The sequence below is a fragment of the Pseudomonas sp. 2822-17 genome (genome assembly GCF_002742485.1).
GTDB classification, from domain to species: Bacteria; Pseudomonadota; Gammaproteobacteria; order Pseudomonadales; family Pseudomonadaceae; genus Aquipseudomonas; species Aquipseudomonas cyclaminis.
This window is the reverse complement of record NZ_LJRZ01000392.1, coordinates 38,695-62,031: the sequence shown is the minus strand read 5'-3', so window position 1 is coordinate 62,031 and position 23,337 is coordinate 38,695. Positions and strand designations below refer to the sequence as shown.

At 60.9% G+C, this 23,337-nt stretch carries 23 protein-coding genes; 11 read left to right on the top strand and 12 right to left on the bottom strand.

Annotated elements, in window-relative coordinates; genetic code table 11:
- Nucleotides 1–66: 66 nt before the first annotated feature.
- Nucleotides 67–1,068, top strand: a complete 1,002-nt coding sequence (locus AOA60_RS12185) for an Abi family protein (RefSeq protein WP_099584826.1) — start codon at nt 67–69, stop codon at nt 1,066–1,068.
- Between the two features lie 72 nt (nt 1,069–1,140).
- A complete protein-coding gene (gene trxA / locus AOA60_RS12180) occupies nt 1,141–2,013 on the top strand; it encodes a thioredoxin (protein ID WP_099584627.1) in 873 nt (290 codons plus the stop codon).
- Here the strand turns inward: trxA and AOA60_RS12175 are convergent.
- Nucleotides 2,010–2,351 carry a hypothetical protein gene (locus AOA60_RS12175; RefSeq protein WP_099584626.1) on the bottom strand — a complete coding sequence of 114 codons (342 nt, stop codon included), beginning with the start codon at nt 2,349–2,351 and terminating at the stop codon, nt 2,010–2,012. The genes trxA and AOA60_RS12175 overlap by 4 nt on opposite strands.
- 132 nt (nt 2,352–2,483) lie before the next feature.
- Here AOA60_RS12175 and AOA60_RS12170 point away from each other — a divergent pair, with 132 nt between their 5' ends.
- The 5 genes from AOA60_RS12170 to AOA60_RS12150 all read left to right on the top strand — a co-directional run bounded on the left by AOA60_RS12170 (nt 2,484) and on the right by AOA60_RS12150 (nt 6,399).
- Nucleotides 2,484–3,089, top strand: a complete 606-nt coding sequence (locus tag AOA60_RS12170) for a DUF2796 domain-containing protein (RefSeq protein WP_099584625.1) — start codon at nt 2,484–2,486, stop codon at nt 3,087–3,089.
- Nucleotides 3,090–3,095: 6 nt separating this feature from the next.
- A complete protein-coding gene (locus AOA60_RS12165; RefSeq protein WP_099584624.1) occupies nt 3,096–3,806 on the top strand; it encodes an ABC transporter ATP-binding protein in 711 nt (236 codons plus the stop codon).
- A 1-nt stretch (nt 3,807) separates the two neighbouring features.
- Nucleotides 3,808–5,073, top strand: a complete 1,266-nt coding sequence (locus tag AOA60_RS12160; protein ID WP_092358194.1) for an ABC transporter permease — start codon at nt 3,808–3,810, stop codon at nt 5,071–5,073.
- Nucleotides 5,074–5,084: 11 nt separating this feature from the next.
- Nucleotides 5,085–5,606, top strand: coding sequence for a DUF3299 domain-containing protein (locus AOA60_RS12155; protein WP_099584623.1), 522 nt, complete (start codon nt 5,085–5,087; stop codon nt 5,604–5,606).
- 94 nt (nt 5,607–5,700) lie between these two features.
- Nucleotides 5,701–6,399, top strand: coding sequence for an OmpW family protein (locus AOA60_RS12150; RefSeq protein ID WP_099584622.1), 699 nt, complete (start codon nt 5,701–5,703; stop codon nt 6,397–6,399).
- 127 nt (nt 6,400–6,526) lie between these two features.
- Here AOA60_RS12150 and AOA60_RS12145 read toward each other — a convergent pair whose 3' ends face one another.
- The 5 genes from AOA60_RS12145 to AOA60_RS12125 all read right to left on the bottom strand — a co-directional run bounded on the left by AOA60_RS12145 (nt 6,527) and on the right by AOA60_RS12125 (nt 13,522).
- Nucleotides 6,527–7,411: a sugar nucleotide-binding protein gene (locus AOA60_RS12145; protein WP_099584621.1), complete on the bottom strand. Its 885-nt coding sequence runs from the start codon at nt 7,409–7,411 to the stop codon at nt 6,527–6,529.
- Between the two features lie 112 nt (nt 7,412–7,523).
- Nucleotides 7,524–9,608, bottom strand: a complete 2,085-nt coding sequence (locus AOA60_RS12140) for a mechanosensitive ion channel family protein (RefSeq protein WP_099584620.1) — start codon at nt 9,606–9,608, stop codon at nt 7,524–7,526.
- A 59-nt stretch (nt 9,609–9,667) separates the two neighbouring features.
- A complete protein-coding gene (locus tag AOA60_RS12135) occupies nt 9,668–10,498 on the bottom strand; it encodes a hypothetical protein (RefSeq protein WP_099584619.1) in 831 nt (276 codons plus the stop codon).
- A complete protein-coding gene (locus AOA60_RS33025) occupies nt 10,499–12,061 on the bottom strand; it encodes a hypothetical protein (protein ID WP_160385009.1) in 1,563 nt (520 codons plus the stop codon).
- A gap of 18 nt (nt 12,062–12,079) precedes the next feature.
- The gene (locus AOA60_RS12125) at nt 12,080–13,522 is read right to left on the bottom strand and encodes an OmpA family protein (RefSeq protein WP_218240627.1); all 1,443 of its coding nucleotides are present in this window, start codon (nt 13,520–13,522) and stop codon (nt 12,080–12,082) included.
- A 266-nt stretch (nt 13,523–13,788) separates the two neighbouring features.
- Here AOA60_RS12125 and AOA60_RS12120 point away from each other — a divergent pair, with 266 nt between their 5' ends.
- From AOA60_RS12120 to AOA60_RS12110, 3 genes are read left to right on the top strand one after another with little or no spacing between them, the layout of a single operon-like run.
- A complete protein-coding gene (locus AOA60_RS12120) occupies nt 13,789–14,568 on the top strand; it encodes an endonuclease/exonuclease/phosphatase family protein (RefSeq protein WP_099584617.1) in 780 nt (259 codons plus the stop codon).
- The gene (gene clsB / locus AOA60_RS12115; protein ID WP_099584616.1) at nt 14,565–15,833 is read left to right on the top strand and encodes a cardiolipin synthase ClsB; all 1,269 of its coding nucleotides are present in this window, start codon (nt 14,565–14,567) and stop codon (nt 15,831–15,833) included. The genes AOA60_RS12120 and clsB overlap by 4 nt, the downstream gene beginning before the upstream one ends.
- Nucleotides 15,823–16,767, top strand: a complete 945-nt coding sequence (locus AOA60_RS12110) for a lysylphosphatidylglycerol synthase domain-containing protein (RefSeq protein WP_099584615.1) — start codon at nt 15,823–15,825, stop codon at nt 16,765–16,767. Before clsB ends, AOA60_RS12110 begins: the two co-directional genes overlap by 11 nt.
- A gap of 5 nt (nt 16,768–16,772) precedes the next feature.
- Here AOA60_RS12110 and AOA60_RS12105 read toward each other — a convergent pair whose 3' ends face one another.
- From AOA60_RS12105 to AOA60_RS12095, 3 genes are all read right to left on the bottom strand, one after another.
- Nucleotides 16,773–17,528 carry a S9 family peptidase gene (locus AOA60_RS12105; protein ID WP_099584614.1) on the bottom strand — a complete coding sequence of 252 codons (756 nt, stop codon included), beginning with the start codon at nt 17,526–17,528 and terminating at the stop codon, nt 16,773–16,775.
- Entirely contained in the window at nt 17,518–18,627 is a 1,110-nt protein-coding gene (locus tag AOA60_RS12100) for a DUF3182 family protein (RefSeq protein ID WP_099584613.1), read from the bottom strand. Before AOA60_RS12100 ends, AOA60_RS12105 begins: the two co-directional genes overlap by 11 nt.
- Nucleotides 18,628–18,798: 171 nt before the next feature.
- Entirely contained in the window at nt 18,799–19,758 is a 960-nt protein-coding gene (locus AOA60_RS12095; protein ID WP_099584612.1) for a GlxA family transcriptional regulator, read from the bottom strand.
- A gap of 96 nt (nt 19,759–19,854) precedes the next feature.
- Here AOA60_RS12095 and AOA60_RS12090 point away from each other — a divergent pair, with 96 nt between their 5' ends.
- Nucleotides 19,855–20,415 carry a cysteine hydrolase family protein gene (locus AOA60_RS12090; RefSeq protein WP_099584611.1) on the top strand — a complete coding sequence of 187 codons (561 nt, stop codon included), beginning with the start codon at nt 19,855–19,857 and terminating at the stop codon, nt 20,413–20,415.
- Nucleotides 20,416–20,434: 19 nt separating this feature from the next.
- Here AOA60_RS12090 and tam read toward each other — a convergent pair whose 3' ends face one another.
- From tam to AOA60_RS12075, 3 genes are all read right to left on the bottom strand, one after another.
- A complete protein-coding gene (gene tam, locus AOA60_RS12085; protein ID WP_099584610.1) occupies nt 20,435–21,196 on the bottom strand; it encodes a trans-aconitate 2-methyltransferase in 762 nt (253 codons plus the stop codon).
- A 217-nt stretch (nt 21,197–21,413) separates the two neighbouring features.
- Nucleotides 21,414–21,929 carry a single-stranded DNA-binding protein gene (locus AOA60_RS12080; protein ID WP_003232445.1) on the bottom strand — a complete coding sequence of 172 codons (516 nt, stop codon included), beginning with the start codon at nt 21,927–21,929 and terminating at the stop codon, nt 21,414–21,416.
- 9 nt (nt 21,930–21,938) lie between these two features.
- Complete coding sequence (locus AOA60_RS12075) at nt 21,939–23,333, bottom strand: MFS transporter (RefSeq protein WP_099584609.1); 1,395 nt, start codon at nt 23,331–23,333, stop codon at nt 21,939–21,941.
- Nucleotides 23,334–23,337 lie beyond the last annotated feature (4 nt).

Genomic DNA, 23,337 nt, shown 5'->3' with positions numbered 1-23,337 from the left:
GCCTCTGGTTGCGTCAGTAGCCAAGCACAAATTGTGCGGGTTTTTTATGCCCGGTACTTTTTTGGCATGAGGACGTTCAGCAAGCCTGCCATCGACGTGCCTGCGCAATTGGAGCTCCTCAAGCTTCGCGGATTGAATATTCATAATGGGGCTCGCGCCGAGGCTTTCCTGCGGTTTGTCAGTTTTTTCCGACTAAGCCCTTACATGCGGCCCTTCCAAAAGCCGGAAGATGTCGAGCACAGATTCCGTGACGGCAGCCAATTCAGCCAATTAACTCGCCTTTACAACTTCGATCAACGACTTCGTTTATTAACTATGGACGCCATAGAAAGAGTCGAGGTGGCATCGCGTGCAGTCATCAGTAACCACATGGGCCCCGTTTATGGCAGCCACTGGTACATCAACCCGCAGATCTTTCATCACGCATACGATCATCAACGCCTGCTCACGACGTTGTCCCTGAAGCAGTCGACCGCGACACGCGATTACCAGCGAGAATGCGAGCGCATCGATAGATCCCAGGCAGACAGTGCGAGAAAAGACCTGCTCAAACACCAAAGGGCAAGAGAAAGCTACAGCCGTCACTACCCGTTGACCTATGACCAGCCTTCATTGATGCCCGGCTGGGCCATGCTTGAGGAACTGACGCTGGGTGATTTGTCCCACCTGTACAAAGGTTTGGCAAAGGACGTGGACAAAAAAGCCATTGCCAGGCGCCTGCAACTCCCATCCCCCCTGATGCAATCCTGGCTGCACACGTTGACCACCATTCGAAATGTATGCGCCCATCATTCACGGATGTGGAACCGAGAATTGGGTATTCGTCCCGAGCTCCCGAAGAAAGCTAATTTCTTGTGGCCGGAACATCTTCTCCAACAAGGGCCTCATAGCCGAATTTTCGCCGTACTTTGTATTCTTAACCACCTGATGCATCAAGTAAGCCCACACACCCATTGGGATCAGCGCCTGTACCAACTTATCGACGAGTTTCCTGATGTCAGCTTGAAAGCCATGGGCTTTCCTCAGGACTGGTATCAAGACCCTTTTTGGCACGCCTCTCCCGGCTGAGAGCCATGCAGCTTCCGGTAGCCTGCGCCAGCCCTTATAGTTGCTCCATTCCCGCTTTATTCGAGACGCCCCATGAGTGAGCCCACGCCGTACATCTTCGACGTCACCACCGCCAACTTCGACCAGGCCGTGATCCAGAACTCCTTCGAAAAACCCGTCCTGGTGGATTTCTGGGCCGAGTGGTGCGCGCCGTGCAAGGCGTTGATGCCGATGCTGGCGCAGATTGCCGAGAGTTATCAGGGCGAGTTGTTGTTGGCCAAGGTCGATTGCGAAGCCGAGCAGGACATCGTTGCGCGCTTTGGCATTCAAAGCCTGCCGACGGTGGTGCTGTTCAAGGATGGCCAGCCGGTGGATGGTTTTGCTGGCGCGCAGCCGGAGTCGGCGGTGCGTGCACTGTTGGAGCCGCATGTGCAGATGCCTGCGCCAAAAGCGGCTGATCCGTTGGTGCAGGCCCAAACGTTGTTTGCCGAAGGTCGCATCAGCGAAGCCGAAGCCGTACTCGTCGCACTGCTGGGCGAGGACAACACCAACGCTGCCGCATTGATCCTGTACGCGCGCTGCCTGGCCGAACGTGGTGAGCTGGGTGAAGCGCAAACCGTGCTCGACGCCGTTAAAAGCGACGACCACAAAGCCGCGCTCGCCGGGGCCAAGGCGCAAATCACCTTCTTGCGCCAAGCCGCCGACCTGCCGGACGCCGCCGACTTGAAAAGCCGTCTGGCGCAAAACCCGCAGGACGATGAAGCCGCCTATCAGTTGAGCATCCAACAACTGGCGCGCCAGCAGTACGACGCCGCGCTGGAAGGCCTGCTCAAATTGTTTATCCGCAACCGCAGCTACAGCGAATGCCTGCCGCACAAGACCTTGCTGCAAGTGTTCGAACTGCTGGGCAATGACCATCCACTGGTCACCGCGTACCGCCGCAAGTTGTTTGCCGCGCTGTACTAATCGCCGATCCAACTGTACAGCGGCGTATCCCCGCCGCTGCTCACCTTGACCTTGGCGCTGTGGCGCAGGCGCACCAACAGGCGCTTGCCCGCCGAGGCATCACCAGCCAGGGCTTCCAGTTGGTCGAGCAGTTCCAGGCCAGTGAGTTGCCCGGCGCTGCGCAACAGGTCCAGGGCGTTCTGCCACAGATCCTCATTTTGTTTAGCTGGCGCCGCCGTCGGCGCAGTCGGGGTGGGTGCGGCCTGCAACTGCGCGCCCAGCCGTGCCCAGTCGCCGTCGTCCAGTTCCAGGGTCAAGTCCACCGGCAGGTCGCCGACGGTTCCACGAATTCGCAACATCGTCCTTACTCCTGCAGTTTTTCTGACGGGCATGCTCCCATGCGGCTTGCGCAACGCCAAGCAGACGGTCAAACTCTCGGCTCTATTGTTATAAGATCACATAACATAACTTTCATGTTCTGGAGCCTTCTCATGCGCCGCCTGCTGCTCGCTTTGCCGTTCGCCCTGCTGCCACTCGCCATTGCTCACGCAGCCGACGAGCATGATCACGACCACGAACACGGCAGCCTTGGCGCCCACGAGCACGGCGTCGGCCGCCTCAATGCCGTACTCGACGGCCAGGCCCTGGAGCTTGAGCTGGACAGCCCGGCCATGAACCTGGTCGGTTTCGAGCACGTCGCCACTACTGCGGCCGACAAGGCCAAGGTTGCCGCCGCGCGCAAACAGCTGGAAAACCCGGTGGCCCTGTTCAGCCTGCCCAAGGCCGCCGGTTGCGTGGTCAGCAGCCAGGAACTCAACAGCCCGTTGTTCGGCGACAAGCCGGAAGCCGACCACGACGACGATGATGACCACGACCACGACGCCAAGGACGGCGCCCACGAGCATCATCACGACCACAGCGAAATCCACGCCCATTACCAATTCACCTGCGCCACGCCGACTGCCTTGAGCAATCTGGACCTGACGCAGGTCTTCAAGACCTTCCCCGCCACCCAGAAAATTCAGGTACAACTGATCGGCCCGAGCGGCCAGCAAGGTGTTGACGCCACGGCCACAGCAGCCACCCTGAAGTTCTGAGTTCACATGACCCAAGCACTGATCGAACTGTCTGACCTGGGCTTCAACTGGCCCGGTCACCCACAGTTGCTGGATATTCCCGCGTTCCGCCTGGACGCGGGGGAAACCCTGTTTCTCAAGGGCCCGAGCGGCAGTGGCAAGACTACGCTGCTGGGCCTGTTGGGCGGCGTGCAGACGCCCAGCCGAGGCAGCATTCGCCTGCTGGGCCAGGAGCTGACCGAACTCTCGGCCGGCGCCCGTGATCGTTTCCGCGTCGACCATACCGGCTACGTCTTCCAGCAATTCAACCTGCTGCCGTTCCTGTCGGTGCGCGAAAACGTCGAGTTGCCTTGCCACTTTTCCAAACTGCGTGCGCAGCGTGCAAAGCAGCGCCACGGCAGTGTCGACCAGGCCGCTGCCACGTTGCTCGCGCATTTGGGCTTGAAGGATAAAGACCTGCTGGAGCGCCGCGCCGACTCGCTGTCCATCGGCCAGCAGCAACGGGTGGCCGCCGCCCGTGCGCTGATCGGCCAACCGGAACTGGTGATCGCCGACGAACCCACCTCGGCCCTGGACTACGACGCCCGCGAAGCTTTCCTTCAGCTGTTGTTCGCTGAATGCCGCGACGCTGGCGCCAGCCTGTTGTTTGTCAGCCACGACCAGAGCCTGGCGCCGTTGTTCGACCGCAACCTGTCGCTGGCCGAACTCAATCGCGCCGCCACGCCCGCAGAGGTTTGAGATGTATTTGTTTCGTCTGGCCATGGCCAGCCTGGCTAACCGCCGCTTTACCGCGATCCTCACCGCGTTCGCCATCGCGCTTTCAGTCTGCTTGTTGCTCGCGGTGGAACGGGTGCGCGTTGAGGCACGCAACAGTTTCGCCAGCACCATCAGCGGCACCGACCTGATCGTCGGCGCGCGTTCCGGCTCGGTCAACCTGCTGCTGTATTCGGTGTTTCGCATCGGCAACGCGACCAACAATATCCGCTGGGACAGCTACGAGCACTTCGCCGCCAACCCCCAGGTGAAATGGGCGATCCCGATTTCCCTCGGCGACTCCCATCGCGGCTACCGGGTGATGGGCACCAACGAATCCTACTTCGAGCACTATCAGTACGGCCGCAAGCAAAACCTCGAACTCGCCAGTGGCCGTGCCTTTGCCACCGACCCGTTCGAAGTGGTGCTCGGCGCCGAGGTGGCCGATGCCCTGCATTACAAGCTCGGCGACAAGCTGGTACTGGCCCATGGCGTGGCGGTGGTCAGCCTGGTGAAACACGATGACAAACCGTTCACCGTGGTCGGTATTCTCAAACGAACCGGCACGCCGGTGGACCGCACGTTGCACATCAGCCTGGGCGGCATGGAAGCGATCCATATCGACTGGCACAACGGCGTGCCGGCCCAGGGTAAAGGCCGTATCAGCGCCGACCAGGCGCGCAACATGGACCTGACTCCGCAGGCCATCACCGCCTTTATGCTTGGGCTGAACAACAAGATTTCCACCTTCGCTCTGCAACGGGAGATCAATGAATTCCGTGGCGAGCCGATGCTCGCGATCTTGCCGGGCGTGGCGTTGCAAGAACTGTGGAGCATGATGGGCACCGCCGAAAAAGCGCTGTTCGTGATCTCGCTGTTCGTGGTGCTGACCGGCTTGATCGGCATGCTCACGGCGATCCTCACCAGCCTTAACGAACGCCGCCGCGAAATGGCGATCCTGCGCTCGGTGGGTGCACGGCCGTGGCATATCGCGACGTTGCTGATCTTCGAAGCCTTCGCCCTGGCCCTGTCCGGCGTGATCGCAGGCGTGGGCCTGCTATATGTGTGCATCGCCGCGTCGCGCGGGTATTTGCAGGCCAATTACGGGCTGGACCTGCCGATGTCATGGCCAAGCGAATATGAATGGACCCTGCTCGCCGGTATCCTTGCCGCTGCGCTGTTGATGGGTAGCGTGCCGGCCTGGCGCGCCTACCGACAATCCTTGGCCGATGGCCTGTCCATACGTTTATGAGGAAGGCTTCGATGCGTCGTGCCCTGTTCGCACTGTTGTTGCTGGTGGTCGTTCCGGCCTGGGCGGATGAGCAGCCCAAGGATTTGTCCTGGCAAGAAATGATTCCGCCGGACGCGCCGCCGGAAGTCCCCAATATGAAACCGCTGCATGACCTGTCGAACATGGCCGACGCCCTGGCCGTCGAAGCCGCGCCCGCGGCCAAGCAGGACTTGCCCAATGCGCCGGTGGTGCAGAGCCTCAATGGCCAGCACATCCGCCTGCCGGGCTATATCGTGCCGTTGGAAGTCAGTGAGGAAGGCCGCACCACCGAGTTTTTGCTGGTGCCGTATTTCGGCGCGTGCATCCACGTACCGCCGCCGCCGTCGAACCAGATCGTGCATGTGAAAAGCGAAGTCGGCGTAAAACTCGATGAGTTGTACCAGCCGTACTGGATTGAAGGCGCGATGCAGGTCAAGCCGTCTACCAGCGAACTGGCCGACGCCGGTTACCAGATGGAGGCCGAGAAGATTTACATGTACGAGCTGCAGGAATAACCCTGATCGCCCTTTCATTGAGCTGAGTCAACAGACCAGACGGAACGATCTTTACCATTGGACGTACAACTTTTAAACGTCCTTTGGAGCTCCCATGAACAAGTCTCTGCTCGGCGCGTCCCTCTTCGCGCTCGCCCTCGTCGCCCCCCTTGCCCACGCTCACGAAGCGGGCGACATTCTGGTTCGCGCCGGTGCTATCACCGTGAACCCGAAGGCCGACAGCAGCACCGTCAAGGTTGACCAGGGCCCGCTGGCCGGCGCCAACCTGGGCGGCAAGGCGACCATGAGCAGCGACACCCAGCTGGGCCTCAACTTCGCCTACATGCTGACCAATCACGTAGGTATCGAACTGCTGGCCGCCACGCCGTTCGAGCACGACGTGAAGATCAAGGGCACCGCCCTCGGCGCCGCCAATGGCAAGCTCGGCACCCTGAAACACCTGCCGCCGACCCTCAGCGTCGTGTACTACCCGCTGGACAACAAGTCCGCCTTCCAGCCGTACGTCGGCGCCGGTATCAACTACACCTGGATCTACGATGAACACGTAGGCAGCCGTGCCCAAGGGGCTGGCTTCAGCAACTTCAAGGCTGAGAACTCGTGGGGTTGGGCTGCGCAGATCGGCGCGGACTACATGATCAACGACAAATGGATGATCAACGCCCAGGCGCGCTACATCGACATCAGCACCAAGGCGACCGTGGAAAACAACGCCGTGGCGCCGGGCACACGTGCCAAGGTCAATGTGGACGTCGACCCGATGGTTTACATGGTGGGTATCGGTTACAAGTTCTAAGCAACATCACATAACACATTTGGGAGGGGGCTGGCCCCCGATAGCGGTGGATCAGCCAACGAATCTGTTGACTGGCACTCTGCTATCGGGGGCAAGCCCCCTCCCACATTTGGGTTTTGTGTTGGATTCAGCTGTGGCGGTAGAACCGGTCTAGCAACGCCGGCAACCCCGCTCGCCACGCCCGTGGCTTGATGCCAAAGGTATGCAGGATTTTCTTGCAGGCCAGCACCGCGTGTTGCGGCTCATCCGCCGCGTCCGGCCGGGCCGCGTGGGCCTGGGCGGTGGGTGATTCAATCGCCAACGGGTGGAAATTGCGTGCTTCGGTCAGAATCGCCTGGCCCAGCGCCAGCGGCGTGGTGGCCTCCTGGCCGGCGTAGTGGTAAGTACCCCACAGCGGCGCCGCGCAATCGAGTTGCTTGAGCACTGAAATGATCACCCGCGCCGCATCATCCACCGGCGTCGGGTTACCGCGTCGGTCATCCGCCATCAGCAACTCGTCGGTGTTCTCGGCCCGGGCCAGGAAGCGCCCGAGAGTGCCATCAACGCTGTCATCCAGCAGCCAGCCAAAGCGCAGCAACACATGCTGCGGGCACGTGGCGCGCACACTCTGTTCGATACGCCACAACGCCTGGCCGCGCAGGCCCAGGGGCACCGGCTCGTCCTTTTCGCTGTAGGCGGTGGCACGGGAGCCATCGAATACGCGGTAGCTGGACGGTTGGAGCAAGGTGATGTTGTGGTGTTGGCACAGTTCGGCCAGGCGTTCGATGGCGAACTCCTGGGAAGCCAAACGGGTTTCGCTGACGGCTTCGGCCTGGAACCAGTCGAAGTAGTAGGCGAGATTGATCAAGGCATCGGGACGGGTGTCGTCGAGCAATTGGGTGAGGCTCGCGGCATCCCAGCCGTCTTGGGGCGGTTTGGGTGCGAGGAAACCGATGTCTTCCTCTGCACCGAGGCGAATCAGCGCCTGCCCGAGGGCATTCCCGCCGCCCAGTAACATAAGGCGCATTCGCATAGATTGAGCAGGCCCGGTCTGTTTGGAACGTTGGCTATGGTCGGCAGGCCCATGGGCCTTGCCGCTGGCAGTTGCCAGAATCGTTGCATTTTGCGGGTTTGTAGCGCAACCGTCACGGATTAAGTGTCTTGACATCGGGCTCTGCCGGCGCGTGCTCCAGCGCCGTACGCTGAGGCATCATGACCTGCTGTGGATAAGTCTGCGCGAAGTGCACCTCGGGGCAGTTATCCACAAGCTTTTTCAGACTCTGATTAAAGGCACGACTGACAGCATATTGCCCACCCGACACTGTGCGGAACTGCGCCGTGAGCACCACCCCATTGAGGTCCATCCTGTCGACACCAAACACCTCCAGCGGCCCTTGCAGGTTGTATTTGAGGAACACATCGTCGCGGATCGCCTGACCAGCTTCACGAATCAACTCCACGGCCTTGTCCACATCGGTGTCGTAGGTGAACTGCACCGAGAAGAACGCATAGGCAAATTGCCGCGACTGATTGGTGACAGCCTTGATCTGCCCGAACGGCACCGAATGCACAAAACCCTTGCCGTCGCGCAGGCGCAGGGTGCGGATGGTCAAGCCCTCAACGGTGCCGGCATGGCCGGAGTCAAGCACCACCCAGTCGCCGATGGACAGCGTGTCCTCAATGATGATGAACAACCCGGTGATCACATCCTGCACCAGTTGCTGTGAGCCGAAACCAATGGCCAGGCCGACCACACCGGCACCCGCCAGCAGCGGTGCGACATTGATGCCCAGGTTGGCCATGGTGGTGATCGCGCAGATGACCACCAGAATGATCTTCACCGCATTACGCACCAGCGGCAGGATGGTTTTCACCCGCGTGCTCGGCTGGCGGTTGGAGCGCTTGTTCACTGGCGGTTTCAGCGCTTCCTGGATCGCCGTGTCGAGCACCACCCAGAACAGCCACGTCATCAGCAGGATCAGGCCGATGCTGCTCAAAGAGTCGCTGATCGCCCGTCCTATCGAGTTGCGCTGGGCAAACTCGAACAACGACACACCCCAGATCCGCCCGAGGATTTCGATAAAGGCGATGGCCATGACGATGCGCAGGATCGCGTGCAACAGACTGAGGAAACGTTCCTTGTAGGCGCTGCTGCGCTGGATCGCCACCTGGCTGCGAGACTTGAACAGGTGCTGCAGCACGGTACTCAGGAACACGGTGCCAATCAGCAGAATCGTGGTGAACAGCGCGCAACGCAGGGCTTTCTGGTTATCGTCACCGGCACCGATCAAGTTGATGGCCGAGACCAGCACCATCAACAGAATCGGCCAGTACCACAAGCCGGAAAACACCCGCAACGATTGCTGCAACGCCGGGTGTTTAAGGCGCTGAGCCAGAGGTCGATTGCGGATCAGGTGGGCGACCGGCCGACGCAGGCGCACCACCAGCACGCCGAAGATCACTGCCGCGAACAGGCCGGTAAACACCGCGATGCTGCTGGTGATATTACCGCCCAGTTGACGGGCGATTTGTGGGCTGGTCAGGGCATCGCTGAGGGCGGCGAGGAAGCCGATCAAGAACAGCGGCTTGGGGCAATAATCGCGAATAATCTGCACTGCCGGGCGCTTGTGACCGACGTTGAACATGACAATGACGCACAACAGCATCGACGTGGAAAAAATGCCGCTGCTGGTGGCATAGGCAAAACACAGCGCCAGCGCACGCCCCACTGAAGTGGGTAGAAAGTGACTGACATAAAGGGTCAGCGGCAAGCAGATCAGCGCCGGGATCGTGTAGGGCACCACATACCCGAGCACCGCGTGCAGGCGCTTACGCTGTGCGACAAATGACCGTCGCCCCAGGCGCTGCACGATAAACCGCCCCAACAGCGTCAGTACGGTAAACGCGCCGACCCACACCCCGGACAGCAGCAGGAAATTTCCGGCCACGGTCCACGGCGAACGTTCTGACGTTTGGTTAACCAACCGCCCTACTTCATCCGCCGCCCTGTCCGCACGCAGGCGCCAGGCGTCGATCAGGTTTTGGTTGAGGTCGAGCTTGTCCTGCACGTCGTCGATGCTGGAGCTGATCGCACCCAGCAGACCGCCTTCTACCAGCAACTCCGGCTTGGCCGGCGCCTCGGGTTCAGGCGCCGCCGCCGCGGCGTGCAGTGCGCCACTGCCGCAACACAGCAGCGCACCCAGCAGTAAAGCAGTCTTGAGATTGAGCAAAACACCGGGCTCCTTACAGAAGGGTCTGTAAGGAACTGACGGGTTTCAACGAGGATGGTTCACTTCAGGTCGACATTCAGGCTCGGCGCGCCAAACGCTACCAACTGCGCGTTGGAACCGGCGAAATAGCCTTTCCAGAAGCCTTCCAACGCTTGGATAGTCTTGCCGGAACGATACGCCTGCTTGACGTCCTTGGTCACCAGCGCCGCTCCGGCCACATAGACGCGCGCGCCCTGCAGGTCGGCAAACAGACCCTTGTCGGCCACACGCTTGAGCTCGGCGTCGGGTTGCAGGTCACGAATCCGGTTGTTGGCGTAGAAGCTGCCGAAATCGCTGTTTTCCAGCATGTCGGAAATCAACAACACCACACGTTCCTGGGCCGGTTGCTGGCCCAGGTCGTTGCCGATATCACGCAACGACTGGAAGATTTCACTGCGTGCAATGTCTTCGGACGCTTCACGCAGCGTGGTCACAAACACCTTGCCAAAGGTCTTGTTGAAAAAGCTGCGCTGCTCGGCAAGGCAGGTGTCGAAGGTGCGCAGCGATTGCATACCGACCCGCTCGCGGACCTTTTCGTCGATGCCCTGGTTGAGTTCACCGGCAAAGCGCAACTGCATGAACTGCCCCGGCAGAAACGCCGAGAAGCTGTACAGCCGGACCTTGTCGCCCGGTTGTACAAAGCGCTGAATCTGGGCCCAGGTGGACTTCTGAATGACCTCGGGCATCGGGATCGTTTGATCGATGATCACTGTCAACTCGCGCCCCGCGGCCACGGGCCGAAACTCGGCGACCTTGGCGTAGGGGTAGCAATCCGGAATGTCATTGCGCTCGCCGGCCATCGCCATCAAGGGCGCCAGCAACAGGGCACAGAAAAAGCGCGGGATCATCATTCAGGCACCTGTGGCGTCAAAGTCTTTAAGCAATTGCTGTTCGGCACGCAGCGCCAGCACATCTTCCAGTGCATGGCCTTTGACACGGCTGATCGTTGCCAATTGTTCCTCGCTGTAGGCCGTCAGGTCCTTGCCGCGCAGGGCATCGAGACCCTCCGAGGCAGCAACTGGCGTCTGCACGGGGGCTGCTACAGGAGCTGGAACTGGAGCCGCGACTTCCGCTACCACCGGTGCAGCAGGTGCAACCGGAACACTGACGGGTTTGGCCACCGGTTGCGGATTGCCCGGCAACGCCTGTTTGCGCGCTACGAAGGTCTCGAAGCTGCGATTGTGCGCCGTGGTCAACGCGGCCTGCTGCTGGGCGTTGGTGGTGGTGCGCCCGGCGAGCTTGAGCTGCAACTTGCTCAGTTTGTGATCGGCATGGGAGGCAATTTCCACGCGCTGGCTCTGCATCCAGTTTTCCAGGGCTTCGCCGCTGGAAAATTTGTGGGTGTGCTCCCAGGCCGTCTTGGACTCAACCCCGGCAAACCCGAAGATCGACGCCAGCCAGATACTGGTGATCTGGATCGCGATGTAGATCACCGACAGCACAATGAAGGTGATCAGCGAGGCTTTGCGGATCGCGTCCATCTTGTCGGTCAGGGTTTGCTTGTCGGCCTGATCGTTGATCGCCGCCGAATCGGCCGGCAGTTCGAACGGGCTGGCCGAGTCGTAATTCTGCTGGGCAAAGGCATGGGGGCTGCCGACCATTTCGGTCTCGATGCTTTTGAGCTGCATGGTGCGGATACCGAACGCGGCGATCGCGATAATCGCGATCCAGATACCGGTGGTGATCATCCAGCCACGGCTCGGCGTCACGGTGTGGTTGGTGTTGATGCGCGCCAGGATGCGGTTGTAGTCCTTGCCGTCTTTATCACTGTCGGTGTGTTTGATGCCGATGCCCGGCAACTCCTTGAGCTGGTTCGGGCGGTCGCTGTCGCTGTCGTTTTCCCACCAGTGGCGCGCCTTGCTGATCAGCGCGTTCTTGTGCGCGGCGCGGCCAGTGACTTCGGCCAGGATCGCCGAGGCGACCGCCAGCAAGAAGGCGAACAACCAGCCCATCCAGCTTTGATCGTTGGCCGACAGGTTTTGGTTGATAAAGGGCACCAGCACGTAGGCGAAACCCACGGCCTCGAACATGATCAGCATAAAGATCAGGGCAAACACCCAGAAAGGCCGCTCGCGGCGCCCGCGCTCACCGATGGTGCGCAGGTAGGATTCGCTCTTGTTGAAGAAATCGACATCTTCCGCGCCGATTTTTTCATAGCGCGAGTAGTACGCGTCGCACAGCTCGCTTTCGGATTTCGGCCAGCCGTGGGCGTCAAGCATCAGGCTCTGCTTGGACAAGCGCGCCACCTTGCCGATCACGGGCACGCCGTGCCACACACGCATGACGAAATACCCCACCTTGTCCCAATACGCTTGAATCAGGATGGCCGCCAGCAATGTGGAGATCACCAGGCCGGTGATTAGTTTGTTTGCCCAGAGCAGGGCCGTCAGCGCATTGAAGCTGAAGTCTTCCATGGTGTATGTCCTTGAGTCTTACGCGCGAATCGGCACGAAACGGGTAGTGAAAGCTTCACGGCTGCGCGGGTAGAACAACGCACCGTCCGTGGCTTCGGAGTTTTTCTTGCTGAACACCACGTCGATACACGACACCGGTGCCTTGGGGTCTTGGATGAATACGCGATAGAGCACCAGTTCTTCACCTTCGTAGGTGTTGGCCACGGCTTTGCTCTTGATCGATTTGCGGTTGCCCTCTTTGTAATCCTTGACCACTTCGATGAAGGGCTGGCGGTCGACGCTGGCGCCATCGCGCAGGATCGAAACCGGCGACAGCGTCACCAGGTGGCCATTGACTACGTTGGCCCATACGCGGTTGTTGTAGCCCGGCAGGTATTCGGTGGTGACTTGGGTGTCGAGCGCCTTGCCACTGGCGAGGTTGAACACTTTGCCGGTTTCACGCGGGCGGTCGGCGTCGCAACTGCTGTTGGGCAGGTCGCTGGCGTGGGCGCTGCTGACCAGGGCGAAGCCGGCCTTTTTCGGCGCGATGCCTTGGGCCAGGGTCCAGCGCGTGTCGCTGGCAGGCGTGCCACCGAAGTCGACCAGCGCGGTGCCGGCGTCAGCGGGTTGGCTCTGGGCAGCCGGTTTGGTTGTGACGGCAGGCTTGTTTTTCGGCGCGCTGGCGACGGTACGCACGGGCTCGGTCGAGGTGCCGTGCGTGAGGTATTTGGAGTTGTTCTGTTCGGCGTTGACGCGCTTGACCAGCATGTTGCGGTCGGTCACTTCAACGATCTCAACCCGACGGTTCTTGCCGCGTTGCTGCACGTCGCTGTTGTCGGCGATCGGCCGCGAAGCCCCCGCGCCCTGGAAGAACATGCGCTGCGGCGCGATGCCTTGCTCGGCCAGGATCGACGCCACAGCGCGGGCGCGCTGCTCGGACAATCGCTGGTTGGTGGCGGCGCTGCCGGTGGCGTCGGTGTGGCCGACGACCAGAATCGCCGCTTGGCTGTTCTGGCCCTGCTTGGGCGCAAACGCGGCGGCCAGCTTGCGCACCTGGCGCTGACCGTTGGTGCTCAACTGCGCGCTGCCGGTGGCGAACATGCCTTCATCCTGCACCTGGGCGACGATGCCCGCCTCGGTCGGCGCAGGGGCTCGGGTGGTGCCGGTAGCCACGTCCTGGCTTTGCAGGGTTTGCACCTGAATGTTCAGGTTCTCTTCTTTGGCAATCCGCTCCAGTTCCTGCAAGCGGTTCTGCCACAAGTTGCCCGCCACACAACCGGCCGCCGCGCCCACGCCGCCGCCGACGATGGCCTTTTTGGCGTCGCCGGTGATCGCGTACGTCAAGCCGGCGCCGAGCAATGCCCCCCCGGCGCAACCAATGGCCGTGCCGTAGTTTTTGCCCGCATCGTTAAGCGTCGCGCAGCCGCTGAGCGCCACGGCGCCGGCAAGCAGGCTGATTTTTCGGGTAAAGGAGGTATTCACTTGATGGGTTCCGGCCTTCATGAAAAGAGCCGCCGACCCACTGCCAGCACCAGAAAAGCGCCAACTGCATCATCCATGAACAGGCCCTGCACAATCGTTGAATGGGGTAGATAGCGCGGGATTGGATCACGTCACTGATGGCAATTCAACAGCATTTGTAACTCTATGCGTCCTCCAGAACCGTCCGTAGGACGCTCGAAACTTTCTCCAGCCACCGGCAGTCAGCCCTTACATGAAGCATTGCGCCACTCTTCACAGGAATACACATGACTGCGATCCCAGACTGGGTGCCCGTAACCCCCAGCGTCGCCATCACGCGCTTTACGGTGCTGACGGTCAATATCCACAAGGGCTTCACGGCCCTGAACCGACGCTTCATCCTGCCCGAGCTGCGCGAAGCGGTGCGCAGTGTGGGCGCGGACATGGTGTTCCTGCAGGAAATCCACGGCACCCACGAGCGCCATCCGCAGCGCTACAGCGACTGGCCGAACATGCCGCAATACGAGTTTCTGGCCGACAGCATCTGGCCGCAGTTTGCTTACGGACGCAACGCGGTGTATCCCCATGGCGACCACGGCAATGCGTTGCTGTCGAAATTCCAGATCGTGAGCTACGACAACCTCGACATCTCCCAAAGCGGCCATGAAAACCGTGGTTTGCTGCATTGCGTGTTGCGCCTGCCGGGCAACGGGCAGGAAGTGCATGCGATCTGTATTCACCTGGGCTTGCGCGAAGTGCATCGCCAGCAGCAATTGCGTTTGCTGGAGCAGCGCATCCGCGAGATTCCCGCCGATGCACCACTGGTGGTCGCCGGCGATTTCAACGACTGGCGCCAGCGTGCCGACCTGAGCCAAAGCGGCCTCACCGAGGTGTTTGTGCACGCCCTTGGCAAACCGGCGCGCACCTTTCCAGCTCGCCTGCCATTGCTGGCGCTGGATCGCATTTACGTGCGTAACGTAAAGGTGCACAACCCCAAGGTGCTGACCACCCGGCCGTGGTCGCATCTGTCAGACCATGTACCGCTGTCGGTGGAGATTGAGCTATGAACATTGCCGTCGAGCACATTTCCACGGACCAACCGCCGGATGAAACCAAGGCCCGCGACCTGGATTACGGCTGGCAGAGCGGCAATCAGGTCGAGTTGCTGGAAAACGGCGAAGCGTACTTTCCCAAGGTCTTCGAAGCGATGCGCCAGGCCCGGCGCGAGATCCTGCTGGAGACCTTCATCCTCTTCGAAGACAAGGTCGGCCATGAGCTGCAAGGCATCCTGATCGAGGCCGCGCAGCGTGGGGTCAAGGTGGTGGTCAGCCTGGATGGTTTTGGCTGCGGCGAGCTGAGCCCGGCGTTTCTCGGTGAACTGGCCGAGGCTGGGGTGACGGTGCAGATGTTCGATCCGGCGTCCAAGACCCTGGGCATTCGCACCAACTGGTTCCGCCGCCTGCACCGCAAGATTGTGGTGGTGGACGCCACGGTGGGGTTTATCGGCGGGATCAACTTCTCTGCCGATCACTTGGGGGATTTCGGCCCCGAGGCCAAACAGGATTACGCGGTGCAAATCACTGGCCCGGCGGTGGCCGATCTGCATCACTTTGCCCTGGCGCAAAGTGGCCGCCAGGTGCGCACGCGGCGCGGTTGGCGGCGGCGCCAGCAACGGCCTTCAGCGTGGTCGAACGAGCACGGCGACGGCCTGGTGCGCCTGATCTACCGCGACAACCTGCAACATCGTGACGACATCGAAGAAGCGTATATCCACGCCTTGAGCAAGGCCCGACACCGAGCCGTGATCGCCAACGCGTATTTCTTCCCCGGCTACCGCCTGCTGCGGGAAATCCGCAACGCGGCGCGCCGTGGTGTGCGGGTGCAATTGATCATGCAGGGCCAACCCGACGTACTGCTGGCCAAGCTGGCGGCGCGCATGCTCTACGACTATCTGCTCAAGGACGGCGTGGTGATTCACGAATACTGCCAGCGCCCGCTGCACGGCAAGGTCGCGCTGGTGGATGACGAGTGGAGCACGGTGGGTTCGAGCAACCTCGACCCGCTGAGCCTGGCGCTGAACCTGGAAGCCAATGTGTTGATTCGCGATCGTGCGTTTAATCAGCAACTGTACGAGCGCCTGCAAGCACTCAGTCAGAATCACTGCCAGACCATCCCGGAAAACCGCAAGCCACGCCTGTGGTTGTGGCGATTGACCGTCGGCTTTCTGGTGTTCCATGTAATGCGCCACTTCCCCGCGCTGACCGGCTGGTTGCCGGCACACAAGCCACGTTTGAAAGCCTTCGTGCATGAGGGCCAGCGCCATGACAGCTGATCGTTTCAAGCGTTGGAAGAAGCCACTGACCATCGTCTTCTTCCTGCTGCTGATCGTGCTATTCACCCTGCTCGCCCGCCGGATCGACTGGAGCGAGGTGGTCCAGACACTCGGTGAGTTCAAACTGCGCACCTTGCTGATCGCGGGCGCGTTGACCCTGTGCAGCTTTATCGTCTACGCCTGCTTCGACCTGATCGGCCGCACCTACATCCGCCAGCCGTTGCGCTGGAAGCAGATCTTGCCGGTGGGGATTATCAGTTATGCGTTCAACCTCAACCTCAGCGCGTGGGTTGGCGGCATCGCCATGCGCTATCGGCTGTATTCGCGGCTGGGGGTGAGCAGCAGCAATATCGCCAAGATTCTCGGCCTGAGCCTGGCCACCAATTGGTTTGGCTACATGGCGTTGGCCGGCGCGGTTTTCAGCAGCGGGCTGGTGACCATGCCGCCGGGCTGGAAACTGAGCAGCGGCGCGTTGCAAGGGGTGGGCGTGTTGCTGGTGTTGGCCAGCCTCGGTTACCTGGCGGCCTGCCAGTTTTCGAAAAAACGCGCGTGGTCGATCCGCGGCATTGAGATCAACCTGCCGTCGCTGCGCATGGCCTGTTTGCAACTGGCGTTGGGCGCGTTGAACTGGTCGCTGATGGCGGCGGTGATTTTTACCCTGCTGCCCGCCAAGTTGGACTATCCGCTGGTAGTTGGGGTGTTGCTGATCAGCGCGATTGCCGGTGTGCTCACCCATATTCCGGCGGGGCTTGGGGTACTGGAAGCGGTGTTTATCGGGCTGCTGCAGCATGAGGCCTCGCGGGGCAGTTTGCTGGCGGGGCTGATCGCGTACCGGGCGATCTACTTCATCTGCCCGCTGCTGATCGCCTTGGTGATGTACGTGGGTGTAGAAGCCAAGGCCAAGGCGTTGCGGGTAAAGAAAACACCCGCCTGAACGGGCTACTGGGACTGGATGATGCTCAACCGCTCGCCGACCACCATCTCGGTAATCCAGTCGACCAGGATTGAGGTGTAAGCCTGCTGGGACACCGGATCGCTGAGGGAATGGTCAGCGCCATCAATGATGCGGTGCGTCAGGGAGTGCGTCTGCTGGCACGCCGCGCGGTAGCTCATGATGGTGGCATGGGGCACGTGGTCGTCGGTTTCCGATTCGACGATCAGCACATCACCGGTAAACGCCGCGCAGGCGTGTAATGCGCGATTGGTCTCGGCGTGCACCAGGGTGCTGCGGTAATCCATCAAATCGACCTTATCCAGGTCGCGCTTGGGCTTGAGCCATTCCTGATCGCGGTACAGCGCCGGCACGCGCAGCGCCAGCCAGCGTACCGGGCGCAACGAGGTGAGGATGGCGGCGAGGTAACCGCCATAACTGGTGCCCACGACCGCCACCGCCGAGGTGTCGATGGCCGGGTGGGCGAGCAGCCGGTCGTAGGCCGCCAGCAGGTCGCGCAGGTTGTCTTCGCGGGTGACGCGGTTCAATGGAATGCCGGTACCGGCGTGGCCGCGCAGGTCGAAAGTAAGGCACACACAGCCAAGGCCGGCGATGCCTTTGGCCCGTTCCAGATCCCGCTCCTGGCTACCGCCCCAACCGTGCACAAACAACACGCCTGGTACTTTGGATTTGGGGCTCAGGAAGGTGCCGCTCATTTGTTCGTCGTCGATGTCGATGGAAATGGTTTCACTTCTAGCCGTCATAAGATTTGACCGTCACGTATTTGAGAAGAAAGTCACTGTTTTCTGCGGGGCCGCGATACACCTCAATGGCATCCGCTGGCAGCGCCTGGTCCACATAGGTTTCTACCGAGGACACATGAATGGCGTTAAGACCCGGGTGATTGATGAAGCTTTGCAGCGCCGCGACCTCCGCGCTGCTGGCGCCGCCCATGCGCCAGGATTGTTCGAGCACGCCACTGCGGCGCTGGCCGTGGCTATCCAGGCCTTGAGCGATGTCGTAGTTGCGCCGGGACGCGTAGAAGCCGGGGTAGGCTTCATCTGCCGCCGTGTCGAAGATTTGCGCTTGCTCGATGGCCAGTCGTACGTCGTCGGGCAGATCGAGTTCAAGCAAATCTTCGTAATAACCCGGAACGACCAGCAAGTCGGAGCCGCCATAGACGCTTTCGCCCTGCCCGTCCTCGGTCAGGTATTGCTGCCCGCAGTAGCTGAATACGTGATCGCCGATAAAACTCTGGCCCACGCTATGGGTGACCACGTCGCGCAGATCTTGCTCCAGCACCACGCCGTCGTTGAACAACTGCGCGGCGTCGGGTCGGGCGAGTACGGCCTTGAAGGCATCGAGGCTGTGGATAACTTCCTGGCCGCGTCCGGCGCAGGCGTGCACCGGTTTCAGGCGGATGGGCCCGTCGTCGAGCAAATGGGCGGCGGCGGGTAAAGCGTCTTCGAGCGAAAACACACTGAGGCCATCCAACACGACTGTTCTTACCCGCTCACAGAACAACGGCGACCATCCTTCGGGCGCGATGGCTTCAGGGCTCAGCAAACCATGGCTGATGGCTTTGGTGCAGATGAAGTCGTGATCGACATAGCCGCCCCACAGGTCTTCGGGGCCTTTGATGTTGAGCGCGAGGGCTTGCGCCGGGCCCACCAGGGTTTGAGTGGGCAGCAGATAAAGCTCACGGCCAGCATGTTTTTGCGGGTCGTAGCGGCCATCGAATTTAAGCCCAAGGATCTGCGCCAGCCAGCGGGCCAGGCCGTGATTGGTGTCGACCTCATGCTGGGGCGCGCCCGCTCGTGTGGAGTGAGCGACCACCCATTTCCTGCGTTGTGTTGGGGTCATGCATCCCCCTTGGCCTTCCCGCCATGTGTGTATCAGGAAGGCTGCAGGGATCAGGCCAAAACAGCCGTGAGTGCAAGCGTCTTGAAATCAAGCAGTTACCGAAAAACCGATGGCAGTTGGCCTGTTTTATTCTGCACGACGACGCCTCAAATGCGCGGCGTTCTGCACGATTCACACGCCAAAACGGCTGCGGTAATCGCTGGGCGCCAGGCCGGTGATTTTCTTGAAGGTGGCGCGAAAGGCGCTGGGGTCCTGATAGCCCACGGTCCAGGCGATATGGTCAATGGTGCCGTTGGTGAATTCCAACATCTGCCGCGCCTTGCCCACCCGAAGGTGCTGGCAGTATTCGGTGGGTTTCAAGCCGGTGGCGCCGCGAAAGCGCCGCAGGAAAGTGCGCGCCTCCAGCCCCGCCTCTTGCGCCATGGCCGCCACGGACACCTCCACCGCGCCGCTGGCTTGCAACCAATGCTGGACTTTGAGAATCGCCACGTCGCCATGGCCGAGGATCGGCGCAAAGTTGCTGCCGCACTGGCTCGCGCTGTCGCTGTGTTCAATGACCAAAAACCGCGCGGTGTCGGCAGCGATACTCGGCCCCATCAGGCGGTCAACCAGACGCAGGCCCAGCTCTGACCAGGCCATCAGCCCGGCGGTGGTGATCAGGTCACCGTCATCGACGATGGGTTTATCCGCTTCCAGGCGCACGGCCGGGTACTGCGCGGCAAAAGACTTGGCGGAAGACCAATGGGTGGTCGCGCTGCGCCCATCCAGCAAGCCACTGCGCGCCAGCATGATCGAGCCGATGCACACGCCGCCCAGCACTGTGCCCGTCGCGTGCTGTTGACGAAGCCACGCCAACAGCGCAGGCGGCGACTGTTCATCGGTGAACACACCAATCGACGGTGGCACCAGCACGGCCATCATCGGTTGCTCGGGGCCTGGGTGGCTATCGAATACCCGTGTCGGGTGACCATCGGCATCCACGTGCCAATGGCTGATCCGCAGCAGCGGCAGTTGTGCCGACTGATGCTCGGCGGCGATCCGGTTGGCCACGCCGAACAGGTCGGTCAGGCCATGCACGGCAGCCAATTGCGCCCCTTGGTAGATCAACACACCCAGCTCAACAACCGCCATTGTCAGTTTTCCCCCTGTTATTGTCGGTGCAGCCAATCCCCGGCGTCGGCGCCAGCTAAGATACTGGGCCCATCAACCCATCACGAGGCAATACCCATGGCCAAGCAAGCGCTCATCCTAATCGATATCCAGAACGACTACTTCCCTCAGGGCAAGTGGCCGCTGGATGGCGTAGAAGCTGCAGCGGACAAGGCTGCGCAAGTACTCAAGGCGTTTCGCCAGGCGGGGGATGCAGTGATTCATGTGCGCCATGAATTCACGTCCGAAGAGGCACCGTTCTTCACGCCTGGGTCCGAAGGCGCACACCTGCATCAGAAGGTACTGAACCAACGCGATGAGCCCGTGGTGCTTAAACACTTTGTGAACGCGTTTCGTGAAACCAATCTGCGCGCCCTGCTGGAACAACGCAGCATCACCGAACTGGTGGTGGTCGGCAGCATGAGCCATATGTGCGTCGACGCCGTGGTGCGCGCCGCAGCGGACCTGGGCTACAAGGTCACGGTGATTCATGACGCTTGTGCCACCCGCGATCAGGAATTCAACGGGCAAGTGATCCCGGCCGCGCAGGTGCATGGCGCGTATATGGCGTCACTGGCGTTTGGGTATGCGGGCGTGGTGTCGGCGGATGAGTATTTGAAGGCGCAAGCAGCAGCGTGACCACTGCTTGCCTGGGCTTTTAGCGGGTCGCGATGATAAACAGGCGCGGGAATGGCAGTAGTACGCTGCCATCGGCCAGGGCTGGATAGGCCTGGGTAATCCGCGCCTGATATTCCTGTAGGAAGGCGACTTTTTCATCATCGGTCAAAGGCGCGAGGAATGGACGCAATGCAGAGCCCTTGAACCACTCCACCACCGCCCCATGATCCGCCAACGGGTGCAGGTAGGTCGTGCGCCATACATCAATAGTGGCGCAGTGCTTGCTCAGCAACTGGTAGTAGTAACTCGCCGCGTGCCGTTCATTGTGTTTGACCGTACCAATCCTGGCAGCCCACGGGCCATCCGCCGCAACCTCCCGAGCCAGGCGGTGCGCAGGCTCGTCCAGGTTATCCGGGGTTTGCACCGCCAGCGTACCGCCGGGGTTCAACTGGTTGACCAGATGGGGGTAAAGCGTGGCGTGGTCTGGCAGCCATTGCAGCGAGGCGTTGGCGAGGATCACATCGAATGTTTTTACAGGGTTCCAGGCGCCGATGTCCGCCAGTTCAAAGCTCAGGCTCGGCAGGCGGTTGCGGGCGTCGACGAGCATGTCTTCAGAGCTGTCCATGCCGGTGACATCCGCTTGAGGAAAACGCTCGGCCAACACTTGGGTGGAGTTGCCAGGGCCGCAGCCGAGGTCGACGGCGGTGTGCACATCCAGATTGGGAATGGCTGCCACCAGGTCACGCACGGGGCGAGTGCGCTGTTGTTCAAACATCGTGTACTGCTTGGCAGACCAGGTCATCGCGGCTTTCCTTCGTCTCTAGGGTTTGGCTCCAGCCTAAATCCTGTAGCCCATGAGCACAAATGCCGGGACAACTGATCACTGGTCCCGTCAGTTGATCCGTTTCAGAACACCGTTCGGCCTGGAGCCGTGGGTAGCGATGGCAAATAAAAAAGCCCCGAGAGCAGTGCTCACGGGGCTTTCCGGGAAAACTTTACGGATTGCTCCGAGCGATATCCTAGAACGGAATATCGTCATCAAAGCTGTCGAAATCCGGAGCCGGCTGAGGAGCGGCCTGCTGTGGCGCTGGACGCGACTCACGCTGTGGCTGCTGGCTTGGCTGCGGACGCGACTGCTGTGGACGCGGTGCCGAGTTGGACATGCCGCCCTGGCCCTGTTGGTCGCCCTGTGGACGGCCGCCCAGCAGTTGCATGGTGCCTTGCATGTCGACCACGATTTCAGTGGTGTAACGCTTGATGCCGTCTTTTTCCCACTCGCGGGTCTGCAGTTTGCCTTCGATGTAGACCTGCGAACCCTTGCGCAGGTATTCACCGGCGATCTCTGCGACCTTGCCGAACATCGACACACGGTGCCATTCGGTTTTTTCGACTTTCTGACCGGTTTGCTTGTCGGTCCACTGTTCGCTGGTCGCCAGACTCAGGTTGGTCACGGCGTTACCGTTAGGCAAGTAGCGAACTTCGGGATCCTGGCCGCAAGTACCGACCAATATGACTTTGTTAACCCCACGGGCCATAACGTTCTCCTAGGCTGGGCGCGCTGTCGGCACTGGGTTGACCAGTTGCTCAAGCGTCGCGCGATCCAATAATTCGGTGTCCAATTTGATGTAAATGGCCGCCTCTTCAGCGACCACGACTGCATCCGTTACCCCTACGACGGCCTTCAGGCGCTCTGCCAGACCGGCTTCGCGGATCGCTTCGGGCGATAGCGGCAAACGCAGACTTGTGACGTAGGGAGGTTCGCGCATGGTAACAGCAAAGACCAGCCAAAGTGCAGCCAGCCCGGCGCATCCGAGGAAGACAACCGACAAACCGCCATGCTGAAACATCCAGCCGCCCATGATGCCGCCTAACGCCGAGCCGAGGAACTGGCTGGTGGAATACACCCCCATCGCCGTGCCCTTGCCACCCGCCGGTGAAACTTTACTGATCAGCGAAGGCAATGAAGCCTCCAGCAGGTTGAACGCGGTGAAGAACACCACCGTGCCGATTACCAGCGCCCGTAGGCTGTCGCCGAACTGCCAGAAGAATAGTTCAGTGAGCATCAATGTCGCGACGGCGCCCAGCAAAACTCGTTTCATTTTGCGTTTTTTCTCGCCATAGATGATGAACGGGATCATGGCGAAAAACGAAATCAACAGAGCGGTGAGGTAGACCCACCAGTGCTGCTCCTTGGGCAGCCCGGCTTTTTGTACCAGTGCCAGGGGCAAGGCGACGAAGCTGCACATCAGCATTGCGTGTAATACGAAGATACCTAAATCCAGGCGCAGCAGGTCCGGGTGCTTGAGCGTCGGCAACAACGCGTTGCGCGCAACGCCGGATTCACGGTGCTGCAATGTGCCGGTGGAGCGCGGCACCATGAAGGCCACGATCACGATGCCGAACAACGCCATGCCGCCTGTGGCCAGAAACAAACCGTGCAGGCCGAACGCACGTGTGAGCAAGGGTCCGACCACCATGGCCACGGCAAACGACAGGCCGATGGTCATACCGATCATCGCCATGGCCTTGGTGCGATGCTGCTCGCGGGTCAGGTCAGAGAGGAGCGCCATCACCGCAGCGGAAATCGCCCCGGCACCTTGCAGAATACGTCCGGCGATCACGCCCCAGATCGAATCGGACTGGGCCGCGAGCACACTGCCGAGGGCGAACACGATCAGCCCCAGGTAAATCACCGGACGACGGCCAATGCGGTCGGAAATGATCCCGAACGGAATCTGAAAAATCGCCTGTGTCAGGCCATAGGCGCCAATCGCCAGGCCGATCAGCGCCGGGGTTGCGCCGGCGAGGTCCATGCCATAGGTCGCCAGCACTGGCAACACCATAAACATGCCCAGCATACGGAAGGCGAACACAAGGGCCAGACCGCTTGCCGCTCGGGTCTCGCCGCTACTCATGCGTTCGCTGTGGGGATCGTGCATGGAA